General features: G+C 43.0%; 20 protein-coding genes. 10 read left to right on the top strand and 10 right to left on the bottom strand.

Features of this window, described 5'->3' with window-relative positions; genetic code table 11:
• The first annotated feature begins 127 nt into the window (after positions 1 to 127).
• From murC to ccpA, 6 genes are all read left to right on the top strand, one after another.
• Complete coding sequence (murC, locus tag B0H99_RS14065; RefSeq protein ID WP_106534327.1) at positions 128 to 1,441, top strand: UDP-N-acetylmuramate--L-alanine ligase; 1,314 nt, start codon at positions 128 to 130, stop codon at positions 1,439 to 1,441.
• Between the two features lie 137 nt (positions 1,442 to 1,578).
• A complete protein-coding gene (locus B0H99_RS14060) occupies positions 1,579 to 2,070 on the top strand; it encodes a DUF948 domain-containing protein (protein WP_106534326.1) in 492 nt (163 codons plus the stop codon).
• A gap of 31 nt (positions 2,071 to 2,101) precedes the next feature.
• A complete protein-coding gene (locus B0H99_RS14055) occupies positions 2,102 to 3,040 on the top strand; it encodes a YtxH domain-containing protein (RefSeq protein ID WP_106534325.1) in 939 nt (312 codons plus the stop codon).
• Positions 3,041 to 3,066: 26 nt separating this feature from the next.
• Positions 3,067 to 3,396 (top strand): bacillithiol system redox-active protein YtxJ, encoded by a 330-nt coding sequence (ytxJ, locus tag B0H99_RS14050; protein ID WP_106534324.1) that lies wholly within the window; start codon positions 3,067 to 3,069, stop codon positions 3,394 to 3,396.
• A gap of 169 nt (positions 3,397 to 3,565) precedes the next feature.
• Positions 3,566 to 4,651: a bifunctional 3-deoxy-7-phosphoheptulonate synthase/chorismate mutase gene (locus tag B0H99_RS14045; RefSeq protein WP_106534323.1), complete on the top strand. Its 1,086-nt coding sequence runs from the start codon at positions 3,566 to 3,568 to the stop codon at positions 4,649 to 4,651.
• Positions 4,652 to 4,749: 98 nt separating this feature from the next.
• Positions 4,750 to 5,751, top strand: a complete 1,002-nt coding sequence (ccpA, locus tag B0H99_RS14040; protein ID WP_106534322.1) for a catabolite control protein A — start codon at positions 4,750 to 4,752, stop codon at positions 5,749 to 5,751.
• Positions 5,752 to 5,775: 24 nt separating this feature from the next.
• On the opposite strand, the gene B0H99_RS14035 is transcribed toward ccpA, so the two are convergent.
• Genes B0H99_RS14035 through B0H99_RS14025 form a run of 3 tightly spaced genes read right to left on the bottom strand, consistent with a single transcriptional unit; the run spans position 5,776 to position 8,218 of the window.
• Entirely contained in the window at positions 5,776 to 6,954 is a 1,179-nt protein-coding gene (locus B0H99_RS14035) for an acetoin utilization protein AcuC (protein ID WP_181313678.1), read from the bottom strand.
• Positions 6,924 to 7,568 carry an acetoin utilization AcuB family protein gene (locus B0H99_RS14030; RefSeq protein WP_106534321.1) on the bottom strand — a complete coding sequence of 215 codons (645 nt, stop codon included), beginning with the start codon at positions 7,566 to 7,568 and terminating at the stop codon, positions 6,924 to 6,926. Before B0H99_RS14030 ends, B0H99_RS14035 begins: the two co-directional genes overlap by 31 nt.
• A gap of 17 nt (positions 7,569 to 7,585) precedes the next feature.
• Positions 7,586 to 8,218, bottom strand: a complete 633-nt coding sequence (locus tag B0H99_RS14025) for a GNAT family N-acetyltransferase (protein ID WP_106534320.1) — start codon at positions 8,216 to 8,218, stop codon at positions 7,586 to 7,588.
• 167 nt (positions 8,219 to 8,385) lie between these two features.
• On the opposite strand from B0H99_RS14025, the gene acsA reads away from it, so the two are divergent.
• Entirely contained in the window at positions 8,386 to 10,104 is a 1,719-nt protein-coding gene (acsA, locus tag B0H99_RS14020; RefSeq protein ID WP_106534319.1) for an acetate--CoA ligase, read from the top strand.
• A gap of 88 nt (positions 10,105 to 10,192) precedes the next feature.
• Here the strand turns inward: acsA and B0H99_RS14015 are convergent, their stop codons facing one another.
• Positions 10,193 to 13,258 (bottom strand): transglycosylase domain-containing protein, encoded by a 3,066-nt coding sequence (locus B0H99_RS14015; protein ID WP_106534318.1) that lies wholly within the window; start codon positions 13,256 to 13,258, stop codon positions 10,193 to 10,195.
• Positions 13,259 to 13,682: 424 nt separating this feature from the next.
• Between B0H99_RS14015 and tyrS the strand changes: the two genes are divergently transcribed.
• A complete protein-coding gene (tyrS, locus tag B0H99_RS14010) occupies positions 13,683 to 14,948 on the top strand; it encodes a tyrosine--tRNA ligase (RefSeq protein WP_106534317.1) in 1,266 nt (421 codons plus the stop codon).
• Between the two features lie 57 nt (positions 14,949 to 15,005).
• Here the strand turns inward: tyrS and B0H99_RS14005 are convergent, their stop codons facing one another.
• The 4 genes from B0H99_RS14005 to rpsD form a co-directional block, all read right to left on the bottom strand.
• Positions 15,006 to 15,662 (bottom strand): potassium channel family protein, encoded by a 657-nt coding sequence (locus B0H99_RS14005; protein ID WP_106534316.1) that lies wholly within the window; start codon positions 15,660 to 15,662, stop codon positions 15,006 to 15,008.
• A gap of 74 nt (positions 15,663 to 15,736) precedes the next feature.
• Positions 15,737 to 16,690: a magnesium/cobalt transporter CorA gene (gene corA, locus B0H99_RS14000; RefSeq protein ID WP_106534315.1), complete on the bottom strand. Its 954-nt coding sequence runs from the start codon at positions 16,688 to 16,690 to the stop codon at positions 15,737 to 15,739.
• A gap of 9 nt (positions 16,691 to 16,699) precedes the next feature.
• The gene (locus B0H99_RS13995; RefSeq protein ID WP_106534314.1) at positions 16,700 to 17,506 is read right to left on the bottom strand and encodes a cobalamin-binding protein; all 807 of its coding nucleotides are present in this window, start codon (positions 17,504 to 17,506) and stop codon (positions 16,700 to 16,702) included.
• A 117-nt stretch (positions 17,507 to 17,623) separates the two neighbouring features.
• Positions 17,624 to 18,226 carry a 30S ribosomal protein S4 gene (rpsD, locus tag B0H99_RS13990; protein WP_106534313.1) on the bottom strand — a complete coding sequence of 201 codons (603 nt, stop codon included), beginning with the start codon at positions 18,224 to 18,226 and terminating at the stop codon, positions 17,624 to 17,626.
• Positions 18,227 to 18,549: 323 nt separating this feature from the next.
• On the opposite strand from rpsD, the gene megL reads away from it, so the two are divergent.
• Positions 18,550 to 19,761: a methionine gamma-lyase gene (megL, locus tag B0H99_RS13985; protein ID WP_106534312.1), complete on the top strand. Its 1,212-nt coding sequence runs from the start codon at positions 18,550 to 18,552 to the stop codon at positions 19,759 to 19,761.
• 45 nt (positions 19,762 to 19,806) lie between these two features.
• Here megL and B0H99_RS13980 read toward each other — a convergent pair whose 3' ends face one another.
• Together B0H99_RS13980 and hisJ are read right to left on the bottom strand one after the other, a co-directional pair.
• Positions 19,807 to 20,286, bottom strand: coding sequence for a GAF domain-containing protein (locus B0H99_RS13980; RefSeq protein WP_106534311.1), 480 nt, complete (start codon positions 20,284 to 20,286; stop codon positions 19,807 to 19,809).
• 13 nt (positions 20,287 to 20,299) lie between these two features.
• Positions 20,300 to 21,106 (bottom strand): histidinol-phosphatase HisJ, encoded by an 807-nt coding sequence (hisJ, locus tag B0H99_RS13975; RefSeq protein ID WP_106534310.1) that lies wholly within the window; start codon positions 21,104 to 21,106, stop codon positions 20,300 to 20,302.
• A gap of 152 nt (positions 21,107 to 21,258) precedes the next feature.
• Between hisJ and ezrA the strand changes: the two genes are divergently transcribed.
• Positions 21,259 to 22,962: a septation ring formation regulator EzrA gene (ezrA, locus tag B0H99_RS13970; protein ID WP_106534309.1), complete on the top strand. Its 1,704-nt coding sequence runs from the start codon at positions 21,259 to 21,261 to the stop codon at positions 22,960 to 22,962.
• The last annotated feature ends 43 nt before the right edge of the window (positions 22,963 to 23,005 follow it).

Raw genomic sequence — 23,005 nt, 5'->3', positions numbered from 1 at the left:
AACTATCGGTCATTTATGAACAACATAAAAATATGATATAATTACAAACTTAGTTATATAAAAACCAGCTATAAAGCCTCCCAAGGGCTTTATAGACTAATTTTCAGCTTCCACAGGAGGTCCACTTATGACAGTCTTACATTTTACGGGCATTAAAGGCGCCGGAATGAGCCCGCTTGCACAAATCATGCATGATATGGGGGAACAGGTTCAAGGTTCCGATATAGAGCAGCACTTTTTTACAGAGGACCGGCTTCGCGAAAGAGGCATCACCATCTTGCCTTTTGATCCGGACAATATTGAAGCAAATATGACGATCGTAGCCGGCAATGCTTTCAACGATAACCATCCAGAACTTGTTAAAGCAAAAGAGCTGGGAGCGACAATCATCCGCTATCACGAGTTCCTGGGCGATTTGATGAAACAATATGTTTCGGTTGCAATAACAGGAGCGCATGGCAAAACTTCTACAACGGGTTTAATGGCGCATGTATTGAACGGCCATAAACCAGTTTCCTATTTGATCGGGGATGGTACAGGTTATGGCAAAGAGGATTCGCACTTCTTCGTACTGGAAGCTTGTGAATACCGCCGCCACTTTTTAGCTTATCATCCGGATTACGCGATCATGACCAATATCGATTTCGATCATCCGGATTACTTCAGCGGCATTGAAGATGTTTTCAGCGCGTTTGAAGAAATGGCTCAGCAAGTAAAAAAATGCATTATTGCTTGTGGCGATGATGAACACTTGCAAAAAATCCAAGCACCGATTCCAGTAGTCTATTATGGACTGGGAGAAGAAAATGATTTCCAAGCACAAAACATTATAAAGACGACTTCCGGAACTACTTTTGATGTAATGATCCGCAATGAGTTTTTCCATACATTCACCATTCCGATGTTTGGCGACCATACCATTCTAAATGCGCTTGCAGTAATTTCTTTGTGCCATTACGAGAACATTCCAGCGGATGTTATCCAGCAGCAATTTTCAAGTTATGGCGGCGTGAATCGCAGATTTACCCAAACAGAAATCGGTGGTCGTATCTTAATCGATGACTACGCGCACCATCCGACTGAAATTCGGGCAACGCTGCAGTCTGCGCGCCAAAAATTTCCGGATCGTGAACTGGTTGCCATTTTTCAGCCGCATACTTTCTCGAGAACTCAAACTTTCTTGCAGGAATTTGCAGACAGCTTAGCGGATGCCAACCATACTTATTTATGCGACATCTTCGGCTCTGCACGTGAAAATGCCGGAGTACTGACAATCCAGGACTTAGCTGAGAAAATTGAAGGCAGCCATGTATTGAAAGAAGATGGAGTCAGCAACTTGCTTGAGCACGGCAATGCAGTGTTCTTGTTCATGGGGGCTGGGGATGTTACAAAGTTCCAAGAAGCTTTCGAAAACTTGATTCAGACAGAGGAAACAGTTTAACCTTTTGGTTAAACTGTTTTTTTGTTTAGGCAGGAATTCATACGTGTGTGTTGAATAAATGTAAAGGGGGTTGGTTTAGTGGAACTTCAGTAGGGGTAGAAAACAATATAACGGTTAGTTAAAAAGGAGGAAACAACATGGATTGGAGAATACTGCTTTACATAGCCGCTATCGTGGCTGCAGTAGGGTTTTTAGTGTTGTGCGTTGCGTTGGCAATGACATTGAACTCACTAAAAAACACACTAAACGAAGTTTCAGGAACTGTTGCAGGTCTTGAAAATCAATTGCAAGGTGTAACATTGGAAACAACGAATCTGCTTCATAAAACAAATGAGTTAGCAGAAGACATCCAAGACAAGTCACAGAAATTGAATACGGTTGTGGATGCTGTGAGAGGGGTCGGGAATTCTGTAACAGATCTGAATTCATCCGTTCGTCACATCACGACTTCTGTCACTTCACAAGTCGAAGATAACCGGGACAAAATTGCTACAGTTGTGCAATGGAGCAATGTCTTAATGGGAATCCGCGATACTTGGAAGGAACGCAAGATTTATGAAGCTCGTGCAACTTCTGCATACGAGCCGGTTCCTGGCCAAAAACAATTGCCTCACAATAAACAAGTTTAAGAAATCTTAAAATTAATTGGAGGAATTATTAATGACACAAAACTACAATAATCAAAACAACAACAATCGAAATTCACAAGACAATCAGCAAAACTCAAATTACAATGATTCGGCATATAACAACACTTATTATTCACAGAACGGCAGCGCTTTTGAACAAAGCGAGTATGTGCCGCAATCATATGGCATGGCGAACCGCTATGACGATTTGTATGACTACGAAGAAGAAGCGTCTTCAAAAGGCTTTCTTACAGGCGTAATCATTGGCGGCCTTATCGGTGCAGCAGCAGCCCTGTTCTTAGCGCCAAAAACCGGCAAAGAATTCCGTTCGGATCTTAATACGCATGCTTCTACCCTGAAAGAAAAGACAGCTGGCTATACAGACACTGTCAAAGAAAAGTCAGGTGGATTGACACAGCAAGTTAAAGACCAATCTTCAAAAGTTGTCGATAAGGTTAAAAACATTAAGGGTGGCCAGTCGCCAATGGACGATGGCACTGCTTCTTCTGAAGGTGAAGAGTCAATCGAAATGTTGGATACTGTTCAAAACCAAAGCGATACAACTTCGACAACAAGCGGCCAAGAAAACTTCACATCTACTGCAGATGCTTTAAGAGAAGCAGTTGAAGAAGTGAAAGAAGAAAGTAAATCAAGTTCATCTAATGCTTCAGGATCTAAAGGGACGTCAGGTACTGCAGCGTCAGGAACTACTGGTACAGTAGGTTCTACTAATCCTGTTGCTTCTACTGATTCAACAGCTTCAAAAGGATCAACAAGTTCTTCAGGTTCTGCGAGTTCTACAGGATCGACTGGAACTTCAAGCAATAAAGGATCTGGTTCAGGTTCAACTTCTAACAGCTCAAACAAATCGTCAAACACGAATAATTCGGGCCGTTGGAACAACTCGAGCAACTCGAATAGCTCAAGCAGCTCAAACAATTCAAATAAATCTAACAACAAAAATAAATAATACGAAATATTTTGGGAGCGGGTTTCATGAAAAATTTAGTTCGTGTTCAAAATTTAGATGGTTTGAAACAAGCCACTTCAGGCACTCAACATTATTGGCTGTTTAAACACAGCAACACATGTCCAGTGTCAGCAGCTGCTTGGAATGAATACAATGAATATTGTTCGCTGCACCCTAACCAACTATTTCTATTTTTAGTTGTACAAGAAGATCGGGAACTTTCCACGGCAATTGAGGAGATTACGCAAATTAAACATGAATCTCCTCAACTGTTTCATTTTTCTAATCAAACTGTTGATTGGCACGCCTCTCACGGCAAGATCAGAAGTGACGCAATGCAGGAATTTCTCGCTTAACAAAGGAGCCGAAGCTATCAAGCTTCGGCTCTTTTTTGTACGCAATATACTTTCGCGCGTTGAAGCGTTAAAATATTTCGTGACTTTCCCGAATACTTTGCATATAATAGTTTTAATATGTTAAGATGAGTCACTAAGTAAGGTGATTTGCGAAAGGAGAAGTTGGAGAATGAGCAATTTAGATTTAGAGCAGCTAAGAGAAAAGGTAGACGCAGTAAACCTTCAAATTCTATCCCTTATTAACGAGAGGGCTTCAATTGTGCAAGACATCGGGCAATTGAAGGAAAAGCAAGGGATGGAAAAATTCGATCCAATGCGCGAACGCCATATGCTTGATTTATTGAAAGAAAACAATAGCGGTCCATTAGACCAAAAAACGGTTGACCACATATTTAAAGAGATTTTCAAATCAGCTCTTGATATGCAGGAAGAAGATCACCGTAAAGCATTATTGGTTTCCCGTAAGAAGAAAGCAGAAGACACAATCATTACGATCAATGGCGAGAAAATCGGCGAAGGTGGCCCGTCTTTCATTTTTGGACCTTGTGCAGTAGAGTCTCAAGAGCAAGTTTCAAAAGTTGCTGAAGCGATTGGCGGTAAAGGTTTGCGAATGATTCGCGGAGGTGCTTACAAGCCTCGTACTTCTCCATACGATTTCCAAGGTCTTGGATTAGATGGCTTAAAAATGTTGAAAAAGGCCGCTGATGAAAACAACTTAGCCGTAGTTTCTGAAATCGTTACACCACACCATCTAGAAGCTGCATTGGATTATGTGGATGTTGTTCAAGTCGGAGCCCGCAATATGCAAAACTTTGAACTTTTAAAAGCAGTCGGTTCAATCAATAAGCCGGTTCTTTTGAAAAGAGGGTTGTCTGCAACGATTGATGAGTTCATCAATGCTGCGGAATACATTATTGCAAACGGCAACAGCCAAATCATCTTATGCGAACGCGGAATTCGCACATACGAGAAAGCGACAAGAAATACGCTTGATATCTCTGCGGTGCCAATTTTGAAACAAGAAACGCACCTTCCGGTGTTTGTCGACGTTACTCATTCTACCGGCCGCCGTGATTTGCTGCTGCCTACAGCCAAAGCAGCTATCGCTATTGGTGCAGACGGAGTAATGGCTGAAGTTCATCCAGATCCAGCAGTTGCTTTATCTGATGCTCAACAGCAAATGAGCATACCTCAATTTGACGAATACTACGATGCTTTGATGAAGTTTATGAAGCAATACGAATTGAAAGCATAAGACCGAAGAGCCGGGAATATACCCGGCTTTTCTTTTTTAGTTGATATAATGAAAGTTTCTATCGTATGATTAAAAGAGCAATGGAAAGGAGGCGTACAATGACTGTAACAATTTATGATGTGGCAAGAGAAGCGAATGTTTCCATGGCTACCGTTTCACGGGTAGTAAACGGAAATCAAAATGTAAAGCCTGCCACACGAAAGAAAGTATTAAAAGTTATAGAAGAATTGGGATACCGTCCCAATGCAGTGGCAAGAGGGCTTGCCAGCAAAAAAACTACAACAGTAGGCGTAATCATCCCTGATATTTCCAACAGTATGTATGCCGAACTTGCGCGTGGTATTGAGGACATCGCTACAATGTACCGCTATAATATCATCTTGTCGAATTCAGACCAAAACCAAAACAAAGAACTTCAATTATTGGAAACCATGCTTGGCAAACAAGTGGACGGAATTGTTTTCATGAGCGGCGCTATTACACCAGAACTTTTGCACGAAATGGAACGTTCTTCAGCTCCGATTGTTTTGGCCGGATCTATCGACGAATCGTCTGCGATTGCATCGGTCAATATCGATTATTATGGAGCAGCTTATGAAGCTGTAAAAAAACTGATCGATAACGGCCATCAGAAAATCGCTTTTATTTCAGGTCCAATGACGTCAAAAGTCAACAAAGATTATAAGCTGAAAGCTTATAGACAAGCTTTGGTAGACGCTGGGATTGAATTTGAAGAGCGATTGGTTGTCGAATGCAATAATACTTATGAAGAGGGCATGGAAGCTGTTGAAGCATTGAAACCATATGATCCGACAGCTTATTTTGTCAGCAACGATGAAATGTCGATCGGCGTTATACATGGATTAGAAGGAATTGGAAAAAAGATTCCAGAAGATGTGGAAATCATCAGCTATGAAAACTCGAAATTAGCACGTATGGCGAGACCTATGCTTACCTCTATCGCATTCCCCTTATACGATATCGGAGCTGTATCCATGCGTTTGTTAACAAAATATATGAACAAAGAAGAAATCGAAGAAAACCAAGTGATACTTCCATATCGCATAGAAGAACGTCAATCTACTAAAAACAACGCTTAAAAAAGCTCCCCAAGCGGGGAGCTTTTACGCATTTCTAATCATATACAACGCTTTATTCAGCATCTGCTGGTTTTTATCAGTGATTTCTTCTTTTCGCGGAATGGCTTCATACATATTATCAGGGTCGTGCCATGTGTCTATTAGCCGCACAGGTGATTCAGGCTGCCACTTGGATAGCCAAGCTTCCGGCAATTTACCTTCAGGAAGGGGAATGTTGTTCATTTCCATCCAAAGGAAAGACCAGGCTCTAGGTACAACGCGCCATATATCGTAACCGCCTCCGCCAACTGCAATCCAGCGGCCTTCACAGTACTCGTGAGCCAGTTCATGAGCTATTTTGGGTATCTCCCGGTAAATGTTCATCGTGCCGTATAAATGCGTCAGCGGGTCCAAGTAATGCGCATCTGCTCCATTTTGAGTAAGGATAACGTCGGGTTTGAAAAACTCGATAATTTCTTTCATGGAAGTGCGGTAAATTTCCAGAAACGATTCATCTTCAGTGAAAGCATCTATCGGAAAGTTAAAACTGGTTCCATATCCTTGGCCGCTTCCGCGTTCGTTGATGTTGCCTGTACCTGGAAACAAATAACGTCCGGTTTCGTGGATGGAAACAGTGCACACATCCGGATCTTCGTAAAAGCACCACTGTACGCCATCTCCATGGTGTGCGTCAGTATCGATATAAAGGACGCGCGATCCGTATTTTTTCTTAAGGTAATTGATGGCGACGGAACTATCATTATATATGCAAAATCCAGAAGCTTTTCCACGGAAGCCATGATGAAGGCCGCCCCCCAAATTGAGCGCATGCTGAGCTTTTCCTTCCATCACGTAATCGACAGCGGTCAAAGTTCCGCCTACCAAACGGGCACTGGCTTCATGCATGTTTTCGAAAATTGGAGTATCTTCTGTGCCAATGCCGTAACTTTCACCGGATTCTGGGGAGATTTCTCCGCGGCTTGCTTTTTTTACGATGTCGATATATCGCTGATCATGAGCCAATAATAGTTCTTCATCCGTCGCTATACGCGCCGGCACTATATTATGATCTGAAAGCGCATTCATTTCTTTGAGCAAGTCAATGGTTAGAACGAGCCGTTTCTGGTTGAACGGATGTGTCTCAGAAAACTTATACCCCAACTGATCTTCCGAATAGACAAAGACGGCATGTTTTATTTGTTCATTTTGGGTGTGTTTGGCCATAAAACATCAAAACCTTCTTTACGTAAGTCATGGATCACAGCTATCGGATTCATCGTCTGGACACGGAAAACCAAAATTTTATCATTGGTATTTTGTTTGTCGGGGTATACCAAGACAGTCAAAACGTTGATGTTTTTTTCGTAAAACACTCTTGAGACTTCGTATAATACGCCAGAACGATTAGGAACTTTAATTTCAATTTGAGAACCGGGTTGATGGGCTCCTGTCAATTCAATGTATTTGTATAACAAATCGGTTTCTGTTAAAAAGCCTACAAGTTTTTCCCCACTGATAATAGGAAGGCAGCCGATTTGTTGTTCGTAAAACACCAAAGCGATTTCTTCGACAAAATCCATTGGGTGAGCAGTAACAGGATTTTTCGTCATAATGCTTTCCAGGCTTTTCTCATATCGTTCAGGTGGTGGAGAAGTGGCAAAGCGAGAAGGCAATGCGTCTTTCAAATCACGGTCTGATAAAACCCCGACCAATCTACCGTCTTCTACGATCGGCGCATGGCGAATGTGTTTTTCTTCAAATAACAGAACAGCTTCTTTAACGGTTTGATCTGGCCGAAGCGAATAAATAGTGGTTTTCATAATTTCCTCAACTAACATGCCTACACCCCTTAGAATTAATACATGTAGCGGTTCATAAAGCGCAATTGGTCAAATTTTTGGACTGATTCGGGATCAACGCGGCTGCCGATTTTAGCCATTAAACAGTTTGCCGGATGCGAGCTGATTTCAGGATCATCAGTGGCATAATATTCAAGGCCGCCTGCCTGCATCATTTTCTCCATAATTTTTCGGTATTCCCAAACATTCAAGCCGGTTCCCTTTAAATCCCAATGCCAATAATATTCGGTGGTGATGACGATAAAATCTTCAAGCGCATCATCCATCATCGAGACTTTAAGCAAAGCTTTTCCGACGCCGCTGCCTCTGAATTTCGGGATAACTTCAATCGCACCGAGTTCAATGAGATTTTCCATTTTGCCCTGAGACCAGCGTTCAAGAGGATCCGGATACAGAAATGTGACATATCCGACGATGGTGTTTTGATCGCGCGCAATTAGAATTCGGCCTTCCGGCAAATCAGCAATGCCGGTGATCGCTTTATGCTGCTGTTCGGGCGGGCGAAAAGCGACCAGGTCTTCGTGAAAATCAAGTTCTTTCAATTCGCTGGAAGGAACTGGTCCTTCAACTACAATCGTGCCATGTTTTGTTTTTAACTCTATCACGTTATAAGTTTTCCTATGTTCCATTTTTTCACCGCCTGTTGGTTACAATTAGCTTTATTATACATGAACTGGAGAGAATTGGGGACTATTGTCCGAGAAGAGAGTGTCTTTTCTAAAAAATTAAAATAATTGGCATTCAATTGTCAGAATGTTGTAGAATGAAATAGACTCGACATGAAAGGATGATTAAGATGAAAGTGGAAGCGATACCAGCGGCACAAGGAAATTATTTATTACATAATTATGAAGAAACTGCTGCAAACTTTGATTGGACCGATGTTGAGAAGGAGTTTAGCTGGTATGAGACCGGCAAAGTCAACATGGCGTATGAAGCGATTGATCGCCACGCAGAGTCTGATCGGAAAAACAAAGTTGCTCTTTATTATAAAGACCAAGGCAGAAGCGAATCTTATACCTTTTATGAGATGAAGAGAATGACGAACCGAGCGGCAAATTTATTGAAAGCGCATTCTAATTTAGAAAAAGGGGATCGGATCTTCATTTTCATGCCACGCTCGCCAGAACTGTATTTCATGATGTTTGGCGCTTTGAAGATGGGATTGATTGTTGGTCCATTATTTGAGGCATTCATGGAAGGTGCTATTTATGACCGCCTAGATGACAGTGATGCTAAAGCAATTATCACAACGCCGGAATTGCTGTCGCGTGTTCCGCATGAGCGCTTGCCTAATCTGAAAACTATTTTCCTTGTAGGCGAAAAAATTGAAGAAGACCAAAAAGTTATTGATGTGCAAAAATACTTGGGCACTAGCTCCGACCAGTTTGAGATCGAATGGCTTGATAAAGAAGACGGGCTTGTACTGCATTATACATCCGGCTCAACCGGGAAACCAAAAGGTGTACTTCACGCACAATATGCGATGGTCCAGCAATACCAGACCGCCAAATGGGTTCTGGATTTAAATGAGCAGGACATCTACTGGTGCACAGCCGATCCAGGTTGGGTTACAGGAACCGCTTATGGTGTGTTTGCTCCTTGGCTTACTGGAACGACTACAGTAATTCTAGGCGGCCGTTTTTCTCCAGAAGGCTGGTATAAAGCGATTGAGGATTTTGGTGTAACTGTTTGGTACAGCGCACCGACTGCATTCCGCATGTTGATGGGAGCAGGAGATGCGCTGGTAAAAGAATTCAACTTATCGACGCTGCGCCATGTGTTATCAGTAGGAGAACCGCTGAATCCAGAAGTAGTGCGCTGGGGCATGCAGGTGTTCAAAAAACGGATTCATGATACATGGTGGATGACGGAAACAGGAGGGCATATGATTTGCAACTATCCTTCTATGACAATCAAACCGGGTTCGATGGGCAAGCCGGTGCCAGGCATCAAAGCCGCTATCGTAGACGATCAAGGCAATGAGCTGCCGGCGAATCAAATGGGCAACTTGGCCATCAAAAAAGGCTGGCCTTCGATGATGCGCCAAATTTGGAATAACCCGCAAAAGTACGAATCATATTTCATGAACGATGAATGGTACGTTTCGGGCGATTCCGCTTATATGGATGAAGAAGGGTATTTCTGGTTCCAGGGCCGTGTGGATGACGTTATCATGACTTCTGGTGAACGTGTTGGACCGTTTGAAGTGGAAAGCACATTGCTCGAGCATCCGGCAGTAGCCGAAGCTGGTGTTATAGGGAAACCGGATCCGGTACGGGGAGAAGTCATTAAAGCGTTTGTAGCGTTAAACGAAGGTTACGATCCATCTGAAGAACTTATCCAAGATATTCAGCAATTTGTAAAAAAAGGACTTGCAGCACACGCAGCGCCGAGAGAAATTGAATTTAAGGACAAGCTTCCGAAAACACGAAGCGGAAAAATCATGCGCCGTGTACTCAAAGCATGGGAGCTGGATTTGCCGACAGGCGATCTGTCCACGATGGAAGATTAATAGCAGAAACCCTTGGCCGAAATTTCGGCCAAGGGTTTTTTTACATACAAAAACCGATCCGCTATAGGCGGACCGGTTTGTAAGGAACTTATTCTTCGTCTTTTGGTTTTTCTTCATCTTCCGGTTCTTTAGGCTCGGCCGGCTTTTCTTTATCTTCTTTTGGCTCTTTAGGTTCAGCCGGCTTTTCTTTATCTTCTTCTGGCTCTTTAGGTTCAGCTGGTTTTTCTTTTTCTTTGTCTTTATTTTTATCTTTGCTTTCGTCTTTCTTATTGCTATCAGCCGGTTTAGGTTCTTCTTTTTTGTCATCAGAAGAAGTGTCTTTCTCAGGAGCTGGAGTTGATTCTTTTTCTTCTTTTTCTTCTTTTGGTTCAACTTTTGGCTTTTCTGCTTCAATGCTCACTACATTGGATTTACCGGATTGTTTCCCAGTAATATCTACAGCTACTACATAATAGCTGCCCGCCCCAGGTACGCTAAAAGCATTTCCTCTGGATTCCGAAATAGAAGCGAGAGGAGAGCCGCTGCCATCCCGGTAGACGCGGTAGCCGACAACATCGTTCGAAGATGAATTGCTCCAAGTCAATGTATTGCCGCTCAATGCTGCGCTTACTCCAGCCGGAGCGACGCCATCTACATTAAATTTAGCTCCTGCAACCACTGTTGAGTATCGTGAGCTGCCAGGGAATAGTTTGCTTGCATCGCCGCCATATGGTGCAAGCATGCGCTCAATAAACGCTTGAGATACACCAGCGCCTCCGCTAGTTACAAATTCTCTTGGTGTACTATCAAGAGCAGCATAGCGGCTGCCATTGATTGTAGTATATGACCCTGAAGTCAAGCTGTCGTCTTTCTTGGAAGGAACCATCGCTTTTTCGTTAAACAAATCGGCTTTCACTAAACCGGCACCTGAACATGAACCGCCCGGAGCAAGACCGGAGATTGCACAGAAAGAACGGGTGACAACACCTTTCGGTTGTTTGAACTTTTTATCGGCACCGATCAGTTTTGGAGCAGCTTCGTAAGAAGTATTCATTAAACTAGCCCATAATTGGTTGACGCGTGTCGAAGGCTGCAAGTCACGGTTAGGGAAGTCAGCCAACGAGTATTTCTCTTTGTCATAGCCTAACCAAACACCCATTGTAATATTCGGATTATAACCGATCAACCAGACATCTCTTGTCTGTTGGGTCGTACCTGTTTTTCCGGCAAAATCTGCGTTGAATTTCAACAAGCCGTTTGCCCGGTTGGCTGTTCCTCGATCATCTTCAAATACATCGCGGAGCATATCCGTAAGTATATACGAAGTTTGAGGCGTAAATACTTCTTTCTCTGTTGATTTATGTTCAAAGACTACATTGCCTTCAGCGTCTTTGATTTGTTCGATCATATATGCATCAACAAATTTACCGCCGTTGGCAACCATTGCATACCCGTTCGTAATCTCTTCTACTGACCCTTCAACACCGCCCCCAAGTGCAGCAGAAGGGATATAGTTACTGCTTTCTTTAACTCTGGAAAAACCACTATCCAACATGTAATTGATTGGCATTTGATCGTTGATCTGCGCGAACAAACGGAGTGCCGGCAAGTTTTGGGACTGTGCTAATGCATCGCGCGCCGGCATAATGCCTTGTTCGCTGGTCGGGACGAAGTTAGCAGGTCTCCACATTGTTCCATTGTCATTTTTCTCAAACTTGACGTCGACTACCGGGCTGCCGGCGCCGATTTTTCCATACTCAATGGCAGGTCCGTATACGAGCAGAGGCTTTACGGTAGAGCCGATTGACCGGAAACCTTGTGTAGCGTGGTTCAATTGTTCAACCTTAGGATCGCGTCCACCGACAAAGCTTAAGATGCGGCCTGATTTGTTTTCGATTGTCATACTGCCGACTTGGACAGGAAACTCTTTTTCCACTTCTTCGCCTTCAGTGTTGATCCCTTTGCCGTTGCGTGTTGTACCATAGGCTTTATAACTGTCTTTTGCTTTTTGCTGGGCATCGTATAAATCTTTGTTGATTGTCGAATAAATGCGGTATCCGTTTGAACGGACTGCGCGGTCAGCAAGGATGGCATATTCTTCAAAAAGTTTGTCGTTTTCATCTAACGTTTTTGGTTCGACTCCATCTTTTTCTGCCAGCACATCCATAATGATGCGGGTTGCACGTTTTTCCAACTCGGTAGTTACATAATAGTATTTGTCGTAAGCACGGCCTTCATTCTCACGGAAATCTTTTTTAATATCATAAGCGAGTGCTTCATCATACTCTTTTTCTGTAATGTATTCCGTTTCTTTCATGCGGTAAAGAACAGTTTTCATCCGATCGATTCCAGGCTGAAGACCCTCATCACTTTTTAGTTCGCCACCTTTTTTATCATCTTTTTGGTAAGGCGTATAAAGGAAGGGAGCTTTTGGAATGCCGGCAATGAATGCTGCCTGAGGCAAATTCAATTCGCTTGCAGAAACATTAAAAATACTTTTTGCTGCCGTTTCAATCCCGGCAATGTTTGTACCGGCAGAATTTCGGCCGTAGGGAATGATATTCAAGTAAGCTTCCATAATTTCGTCTTTGGTCATGAATTTCTCAAGACGCATAGCTAATAGAATTTCTTTTGCTTTTCGTTCGTAAGAAACTTCATTTGTTAAAATCTGATTTTTGATAAGCTGTTGTGTTAGTGTTGAACCACCAGTCTGGCTATCGGAGTTCGATACATCCTGGAATAATCCGCGGAAAATCGCTTTTGGCACGATTCCGTTATGTTCTTCAAAATACTCATCTTCCGTAGCAAGAACAGCATTAATTGCATTTTCAGACACCTTATCTAGCCTGGTCTCCGTTCGTTCCAAATCCGTGCGAAGTTTTCCAAAGTAAACTTCTCCAGCAAAATAGAGCTCTGAAGTTTCTTCATAGCTATAAACTTCGTCCCGCATTTCTTCAGGGGTCCGAAGCTTTTCCTCGTCGACTAATGAAGCAAAATAGCCGGCACCTACTGAAGCGGCAAACACACCGCTGGCGACAAATATAATCGCAAGCAAAATGGCCAGATTCCAAAGGACGCCTGTAGTTATATTAAAGCGTTTAACCCACTTGGTGGATGACCATCTATTGTAAGACTCTTCAGCTTTAGTGAGCCAGTTTTTTAATTGATCGAGCACGTTATCAACCTCCTAAAATCTTGTCTTATTATATCATATTCTCCTAATTGCAACGAAGGTTATTGACAATATGTTAGAATAAAGTAAACTACTTATTATATTCATATTTAAAACGTTGAAGAGTCCGAAGTAGGGCGTGCGATTTTTGTCAAGAGAGCCGGTGGATGGTGCGAACCGGTCAAAACGCAGCGGCTGAATTACAGGCTTGGAGTTTACGGAAGTGCCCCGTTCGGCACAGGGTGAGTCGGGAGAGCACATCTCCAAGCTGGGTGGTACCGCGCAATAGCGTCCCTGCATGAACTTTCATGCAGGGGCTTTTTTATTTTCAGGCGGGATTCATGTTTTCTTGATCGCTATTATCGGTCAAAACAGCGGAAGGTAAAAGGTAACATTCACTAAACTTATATTTTAAGGAGGAACTAAAATGGCAAATGAATTAATCAAAGATTTACAATGGCGCGGTTTGTTATACCAACAAACCGATGAAGAAGGACTTGCAAAATTGCTTGATGAAGAAAAAATTTCCCTATACTGTGGAGTCGATCCGACTGCAGATAGTATGCATATTGGCCATATTGTACCGTTACTGACATTGCGCCGTTTCCAAATGCACGGCCATCAACCGATTTTATTGGTTGGGGGAGCGACTGGAATGATCGGCGATCCTTCGGGCCGCAACGAAGAACGGCAACTTCAAACAACGGATCAAATCGATAAAAACGTTGAAGCGATCAAAGTTCAGATGGAGCAGATATTTGACTTCCAGTCCCAAAATGGGGCACAGATGGTCAACAACCGCGACTGGATCGGCCAAATGAGTATAATTGAATTTTTGCGTGATTACGGAAAATTGATTTCGGTCAATTACATGCTGGCGAAAGAATCGGTTGCCTCGCGTTTAGAAAATGGAATCTCATTTACGGAATTCTCCTACACGCTTATCCAGGCGATCGACTATAATCACCTGTACAACCATTTCAATTGCCGCGTGCAAATCGGGGGGTCCGACCAATGGGGCAATATCACTTCAGGCCTTGAAGTTATCCGTAAGACGCACGAGGAAGAAACAAAAGCTTTCGGCATCACGATTCCGCTCGTGACAAAAGCGGACGGCACAAAGTTCGGAAAAACTGCTGGCGGTGCAGTATGGCTTGACGCGAAAAAAACGTCGCCTTATGAATTCTACCAATTTTGGATCAATACGGCAGATGCGGATGTTATCAAGTACTTGAAAATTTTCACGTTCATCAGCCGTGAAGAAATTGAAGCGCTGCAAGTGACGGTCGAGAATGAACCGCATTTGCGAAAAGCCCAGAAAGTATTGGCTGAAGAAATGACAAAGCTGATTCACGGGGAAGAGGCGCTAGACGATGCAATCCGTATTACAAAAGCGTTGTTCAGCGGCGACTTGAAAGCATTGTCTGCCAGCGAAATGAAAGCGGCGTTTAAAGACGTACCTTCTGTTGAGATGGCGAAAGAGCCGAAAGTTATCATCGATTTAATTGTTGAAGCTGGCATTTCTTCTTCGAAAAGACAGGCGCGGGAAGATGTAGCGAATGGCGCAATTTCAGTGAATGGCGAAAAAGTGACCGATCTGGAGTATGTGGTTGATGCTAAAGATCGTTTAGAAGATACATTTGCCATCGTCCGACGCGGCAAGAAAAAATACCACATGGTTCAATTCCAATAATATAAAAAGCCATTCGCCTATTTTTAGGCGGATGGCTTTTTTACTGGAACTAAAGGATTAAACACTTCTGTCTTCAAAACGTTTTAAATCTTCACGATGTCCAATGATAATCAAAATATCACCGAGGCGAATCACATCTGAAGGAAGCGGTACAATATTTACTTCTTCACCCCGTTTAATGGCAAGGATTGTACAGCCATATTTGGCGTTAATATTCACTTGATTTAAACTTTTATTTGCCGTTTTCTCGGTGGCTACCAATTCTACAATACTGTAATCTTTTGAAAGATCGATGTAATCAATCAGTTTTTCGGAATCCATATGATGAGCTACACGTATGCCCATTTCATTTTCCGGCTGAATGACCCGATCGGCACCAACGCGTTCCAGAATAGTCTGATGCTGCAGATCGCGTGCTTTTACCCAAACTTTCTTCAAGCCGATTTCCTTGAGCATCAATGTGCATAAAACACTCGACTGGAGATTATCGCCGATCGCAACAATTCCATGGTCAAAGTTGCGTACACCCAACGACTTTAGGCTTTTCTCGTCCGTTGCATCGGCCACTACTGCATGGGCGGAAAAATCCAATAGTCCATTGACCCGCTCGACATTTCGATCAATCGCTAATACTTCATGGCCCAATTTATGCAGTTCTTTGCAGACGCTCGTGCCGAACCGGCCTAGTCCGATAACGACTACTTGTTTTTTCACATTATTTCCTCCAATCGGTCTGCAATCTTTATGTTTTACAACAGTTTATTTGGCCGCTTTTGATTCGAACCATTTTATTCGCTGTTGAACCATCCTTTGTATTTGAACCAAAGAAACATTCCAGTGCCGGTAACAAGCATGATACCGAGTACAGTAAAATACCCCGATTCCCACTGAAGTTCCGGCATATTCTCGAAATTCATGCCATAAATGCCCGCTAGAAAAGTAAGCGGCATGAAAATGGTAGTAATTACCGTCAATGTTTTCATAATATTATTCATTCGGAAAGAGTTCATGGATATGTAGCTGTCGCGAATATCTGAAGTCAGCTCTCGGTTAGACTCGATAAGTTGGCTGAGTTTTATCAGGTGATCATGGATGTCTTGGAAATAGGCGCGCTTTTGTTCCTGGATGATGAAACGCTTTGACTCTAATATCCGGTAAACCAGATCTCGCATCGGCATGACAGTATGCCTAAGTTTCAACAAATCTCTTCGAATATCAAACGTTTTCTGGATGATTACATTGCCGGCAAGCTGATCCTCGCCTAAGTATTCAATTCCAAGCAAGCGGTCTTCCAACTCGTCCATAATCGGGAAAACCGCATCCACCACTTTATCCATGATTTTATAAACGACTTCGACAGGTTTGAGGCGGTCGGCACTCGTTGAACGCCGGAAATGGTCCCAAACATAATTGATTTCCTGCAAATCTTCGTAATGGAAAGATACTGTAAAGTTCTCGGTAATGAACAAATCCACCTCGGAAGTTTCAAGCGTCTGGTGGTTTAATGAATGAAAAACAAGAAAACTTAGATTTTCGTAATGTTCGAGCTTTGGCCGTTGAAGCGAGTGAATGCAGTCTTCTATGGCAAGCGGATGGAAGTGAAAGTAACTGCCGAGCAAGCTTGTTTCTTCATCAGTCGGCATATTGAAATCTGCCCAGTACCACTTCATGCTTTCTAATGATTCGAGGGGCGGATTGACGAGCAGTTCATTTTCTTCAGTGATTGCTAGTATTCTAAGCATATGTTACTCCTATAGTTGTTTTTCTTTTATGAACCCAGGCAGCTCCATATTGCCGAACAAATCCGGGTGGACTAATGCACCTAGCCGCAGAGCGCCTTCAATCAAGCGGGGGGAAGGGCGGCAGTACAATTCTTCTTCCATTATATGAATGTTTTCGAAAGCTTTCATCTCTTCCCAGCCGGGCCGCTTTCGCACAAGCTCAGGTTTAACTTTGGACGTCATAATCCCGACCCATGCAAGCAAGATAAAATCAGGGTCGCGCTTTTTCACTTCATCCCAATCAGTTTGGAAATTTGCGGAATCGATATCGTCAAAAACGTTTCGGGCTCCGGTGATTTCGCTGATTTCCGTCAGCCAATTAATTCGTCCTGGAGTGAAAATCGGTTTTGGCCACCATTCCCAGTAAAGCGAAGGGCGAGACGCTGCTTTAGCCGAACGGCTTTTAAGTTCTTCAATAACAGCTGAATATTCTGCAAGGATCGGCATTGCATCAATTCCGCATGCTTGTCCGACGGCCAGAAGATCGTTGCCTATTTCAGTTAAAGATTGGGGATCTAAAACTAAGTGGGGGATTTTTCGTTTGATCAGTTCGTCCACGTTTTTTTCCATACCTGGTACGCTAAGCGAGGCAAGAACTAAATCGGGGTTTAATGCTTCCAACTCATCCATGCGGATGGATAAATCAGGGCCAAGCCTCGGCAAACTATTAACGCTCATTGGCCAGTCGGAAAAGTCATCGACAGCTACCAGCATATGATCGGCGCCTAAAAAGGCAAGAAGTTCTGTGTTGCTTGGACAAATAGAGATGACTCGCATATTTATACCCCCGCTTTTTTCCTCAGTTTACCATAGTCAAAAGGCGGAAGTAAAAACTTGTCCGAAACATAAAAAAGAAGCCACCGCAAAAGCGGGGCTTCTTTAAGGGACTCACTATTAACGAGAGTAGAACTCTACGATTAATGATTCGTTGATTTCAGCAGACAATTCGCTGCGCTCAGGGAAGCGTACAAAAGTACCTGTTTTGCTATCAGTATCGATAGTTACATATTCAGGAACAAAGTTGCTTACTTCGATTGCTTCGTTAACTACGTCCATGTTGTTAGAACGCTCGCGGAAAGCAATTGTTTGACCTGGTTTCACGCTGAATGAAGGAATATCAACGCGTTTGCCATCAACAAGGATGTGGCCGTGGTTTACGATTTGGCGAGCTTGGCGACGAGTGCGCGCAAGGCCTAAACGATAAACAACGTTATCAAGGCGAGCTTCAAGCAAGATCATGAAGTTTTCACCGTGTTTACCTGGCATTTTGCCAGCTTTGTTGAACAATGTTTTAAATTGGCGTTCGTTTACTCCGTACATGAAACGAAGTTTTTGTTTTTCTTGAAGTTGCAAACCGTATTCAGAAACTTTTCTGCGTTGGTTAGCACCGTGTTGACCTGGTGCGTAAGGGCGTTTTTCTAGTTCTTTACCTGTTCCGCTAAGAGATACTCCTAGGCGGCGTGACAGTTTCCATGATGGACCTGTATAACGAGACATATATGTCTCCTCCTCTGTTTTTGGTTTTTAGAGTAAAATAAAAACCAGATGCATTCATGCTGTAAGCCATTTTATTTTCATGTACCTTCGCTCTGCAGCCATGAGTTACGCGATACACCTACTATGAGGAATAAAATGGACAAACCCGCACATACAACTGCTGCGATTATTTTACACAAAGAGTAGTATAACCGATTTGTATTGTAAAAGTCAATGGAAACAAATAAAGCAAAAATGATCGGCTTTTCTTTTTTTATCATTCAAGCTAAAATGAAAGAAGAAGTAATGTAAGCGCTTTCTATACTTGATAAGGGGTGTGTGAAATGAAAAAGCAAAACATTAAGATGGAAACAGCCATTATTCATAAAGGCTATGAAAGTGCGGTTCATCATGATAGTTTAGCAACACCGCTTTACCAGACATCAACTTTTTCATTTGCAAATGCGGAAGAAGGAGAAAACCGCTTCGCCGGAAATAGTGAAGGAAATATATACTCCAGGTTAGGCAATCCGACCGTACGGGTTTTGGAAGAGCGCATGAAAGAAATTGAGTATGGAAAAGGCGCACTTGCTTTTGGATCCGGCATGGCGGCCGTGAGTGCCATCTTAGTCTATTTGACGAAAGCAGGAGACCACATTTTATGTTCCCGAGGAATATACGGCTGTACATTCGGACTGCTGGAAATCATGAATGAAAAATACGGCATTACCCACGATTTGGTTTCGTTGATTACAGAAGAAGAAATCGAACAAGCCATCCGGCCAGAAACAGCCTGCATATATGTAGAAACACCGATCAACCCGACAATGGAACTGGTCAATCTGGAGGCAGTTGCTGCTGTCGCTTCTCGCAGAGGCATTCCTATAGTGGTGGATAATACGTTCAGTTCACCCTATTTGCAGAACCCGTTGCTGATGGGAGCGGATTATGTGCTGCACAGTGCCACTAAATATCTGAATGGCCATGGCGATGTGGTAGGCGGTATATTGATCGGAAAAGATGAGGAAGAAATGAGCCGCCTGCGGAAAACGGTCCAAAAAGACATGGGCGGCATCATGTCGCCGTTTGATGCCTGGTTGTTGATAAGGGGCTTGAAGACGCTGCACATCAGAATGGACCGGCACGTAGCCAATGCTAAAAAACTATTGGCCTTTCTGCAGAAGGAGCCAAGTGTCAAACAGATCTACTACCCTTTCGATTCTGCGCACCCTCAGTACGATATTGCCGTTAAACAAATGAGAGAAGGCGGGGGATTGATCTCGTTTGAAATCGAAGGCGGCAAAAAAGAAGCGCAGGCATTTATGAATGCCTTATCGCTTATCAAAATCGCCGTCAGTTTAGGAGACGCGGAGACATTGGTTCAACATCCTGCTACGATGACTCATGCGGCTGTTCCAAAAAAAGAACGGGATGCGATGGGCATCAGCGATTCACTGCTGCGACTGTCAGTCGGACTTGAACATACGGATGATTTAATAGAAGATCTAGCGCAAGCGTTTGAAAAAGTGAAACTAGAGCTGCAGGAAATTCAATGATAAATAAAAAAGGCCAGAAACTTTTAAAAGTTTCTGGCCTTTTGTTTATAGGTGCTTCATTAAGACTTCTGTAAAGTGCTCCAACCCCGCTTGATCTTCTTTCGAAAAGCGGCGGAGTTCAGGGCTGTCAATATCGAGAACGCCGATTACTTCTCCGTCTTTGATCAGTGGAATAACGATCTCAGATTGAGAAGCGGCATCGCATGCGATGTGTCCAGGAAATTCGTGGACATTGTCAATCAGCATGGTTTTCTTTTCGGCAACTGCTGTTCCGCAGACGCCTCTGCCGACCTTAATACGGACACAGGCAGGCAATCCTTGGAATGGCCCAAGAACCAATTCACCGTTCTCCATCAAATAAAAACCAACCCAGTTGATCCGTTCGAGAAACTGGTTCAACAAAGCGGAGGCGTTGCTCAAATTGGCGGTCTGGTTGGATTCGCCAGTTAATAATGCATCTAGTTGTTTGCCAAGCAAGTTGTATTGTTCTGTGCTTGTGCCGCTGTAGCTTGTTTGAGTAAACATAAGCAACCTCATTTCATTTTAAGATTTCTTTATTATAGAGTTTGCTGTAATGGTTATGCAAGCCTTTGGCGTTATGGGCATCAGAACCAAAAACAAGCGGTATGCCAAGATCTGCGGCTTGCTTTATATAGCGCTCTGGCGGGTAAGGCTCCAAACATTCCGGTTTGGAGAATCCTGCGCTGTTCAAGTCGATTTCGTAACCAACCCCAGCGATTCTTTGAAGGAGCTGTTCGATTTGTGTGCGATCGTCGATCTTTTCTCCATGAGCCAACTGGAATTTATGGACAAGTGTCGGATGACCGATCCGCTTTGGTTTATAGGCACCAAGATCGGCTGAAATGGAAGCTTCAACTGTTTGATAGTACTTATCGTATACGCATTGGACCGAACCTGCCTTACCGCTGATAGCTGCAAAAGCTTCTTTACTATAATCTACGCAATGGTACTGTCCATCGATTTTTAAAAAGTGCACAGACAAAATAGCATCATCCAGGCTTGGTCCGATTTCATCCAATAATGTTTTTGTTTCCTGCTCGAAACCCTCGATAAAATCCACTTCAAGCCCTACACGGATTCGGATCTCTTTTCGGTATGCATCTTTAGCTTTGGATACGGCGTCAATATATGGGTATAATTGTTTTAGGCTCATTCCACTGTCTTTCAAAGGTGTTGGATCGGTGAAAGAAGAGGGGAGGGGAGCATGTTCGGTAAATGAAATATCGGTAAACCCGGATGCAATCGCTTTTTCTATGTAAAGTTCAAATGAATCCTTTGTGCCATGCGGACAAAAAGGCGTATGAATGTGTCCATCCCGTTTCATAAAAAACACCCGCTTTCTTTTAGCTGAAAAATATTTATCCATTTCTTTTAAATTGGCAAACAAAAAGATAGAATACATGTTAAAATGAAAGAATCATGAAATGCATTTACTTTAAGCTGGAAATGGATTTTGAACAGGAGGCTATATGACTTATGATGAAGTATATCATCATTGCGGTCATCATTCTATTAGCGCTGATTATCCTCGGCTTTTTGTTTCGCAAAAAGCATTACGCGGAAATTGAACGCTTGGAACAGTTAAAACTGCAAATACAAAACAAACCAATACTTGAAGAATTGACAAAAGTGAAACAGTTGAACATGAACGGCCAAACGGAGGAAATGTTCGAACGTTGGCGTAACATATGGACTGAAGTGATGGATGTACATATTCCGAAAATTGATGCCTCGATGTTTGATGCAGAAGACGCGATCGAGCGTTTTAAATTCGGGAAAGCAAGTTCAATTGAAAGTGAAATCGAAACCAGAATAGAAAAAGTCGATCAGCAAATGAATGAAATTTTAATCGAGTTGGAAGACCTGATCGGCAGTGAGGAAAAAAACCGTAGCGAGATGGAATTGATGAAAGACCAATATCGCCAGGCGCGTAAAAACTTGCTAGCCCATCAGCATTCATATGGTGCTGCAGCTGCTCCTCTTGAGAAAAAGCTGGAATCTTTTACACCGCTCTTCAATGAATATGACAAACTGACTTCAGAAGGCAATTACTTGAAAGCGCGGGAAATCGTCATGGGCTTAGTCGAGGAAAGTAAACGTGTTTTTGCGCTGATTGACGATATTCCACCGCTCTTGTCAGACGTGCAGTCACGGATTCCTTCCTATATCAATGAATTGCGCAATGGGCAACGGGAAATGGAAGACCAGAGCTATTATCTGAATCATCTGGAACTGGGTTCCCAGCTAAATGGCATGGAAGAAGAACTAGTGGTATTAAAACAGAATATTATTGATTTGAATACAGAAGAACCAAAAATGAAAGTGGAAGAGATGAAAGAAAAAATCGATTCCTTCTATGAACTTCTGGAAAGAGAAGTTGAAGCAAAACACTATGTCGACAAACATAAAGTAGAAGTAGCTAATCAGCTGGAAGTTGTTTCTAGAGATACTCGGGATATGTCAGATGAATGTGCTGTTGTTCAGCTAAGTTATAAGATTGCTGAAAGCGATGCAGCTATTCCGAAATCGTGTCTAGATAAAATGGAAGAATTGCACAAGCGCTTTGACTTGCTGGAATCTCGGTTAAATGAAGATCAATCCGCTTATTCGAACTTGGCTGAGGAATTGATTGATATCCGTGAGGACTTGCTGAAAGTCGATCAAATCCAGCGTAACTTCACTGATTCCCTGAAGAGTTTAAGAATCGATGAACACGAAGCGCGGGCAAAACTTGAGACGCTTAAGCGGACGCTGCAAGAAACCGACAGGATGCTTCATAAAGCGAATATGCCTGGAATTCCTGAAGAAATGGATGTCCGTTTGGAAGAAGCGGAAGAGCATTTGTTCATCACGATGCAAGGGCTGCAGGAAGTGCCGTTGAACATGAAACTTGTTGATAATTATTTGGTGAAAGCTGAAAAATGTGTCGATGAAGTGGAAGAAAAAGCGAAAGAAATGGTGGAGAATGTAAGGCTGATTGAACGCATTATCCAATATGGCAATCGCTTCCGCAAAACAAATCCACAAATGAATGCAAAGTTAATGGAAGCCGAAGAATCTTTCCGGCAATTGCGCTATTCAAAAGCGCTGGAAGAAGCGGCTACTGCAGTCGAGAGCTTTGAGCCAGGTTCGATGAAACGCATCGAAGTGCTGGCAAAAGACGAGGCATGGCATACGTAAAACATAAAAAGAAACCACCAGCTTTGGGAGCTGGTGGTTTCTT

Origin of the sequence: Planomicrobium soli (genome assembly GCF_003014655.1) — a bacterium.
Classification (GTDB): domain Bacteria; phylum Bacillota; class Bacilli; order Bacillales_A; family Planococcaceae; genus Planococcus; species Planococcus soli_B.
The sequence above is the reverse complement of the archived record's forward strand: the minus strand, read 5'-3'. Positions and strand labels throughout refer to the sequence as shown.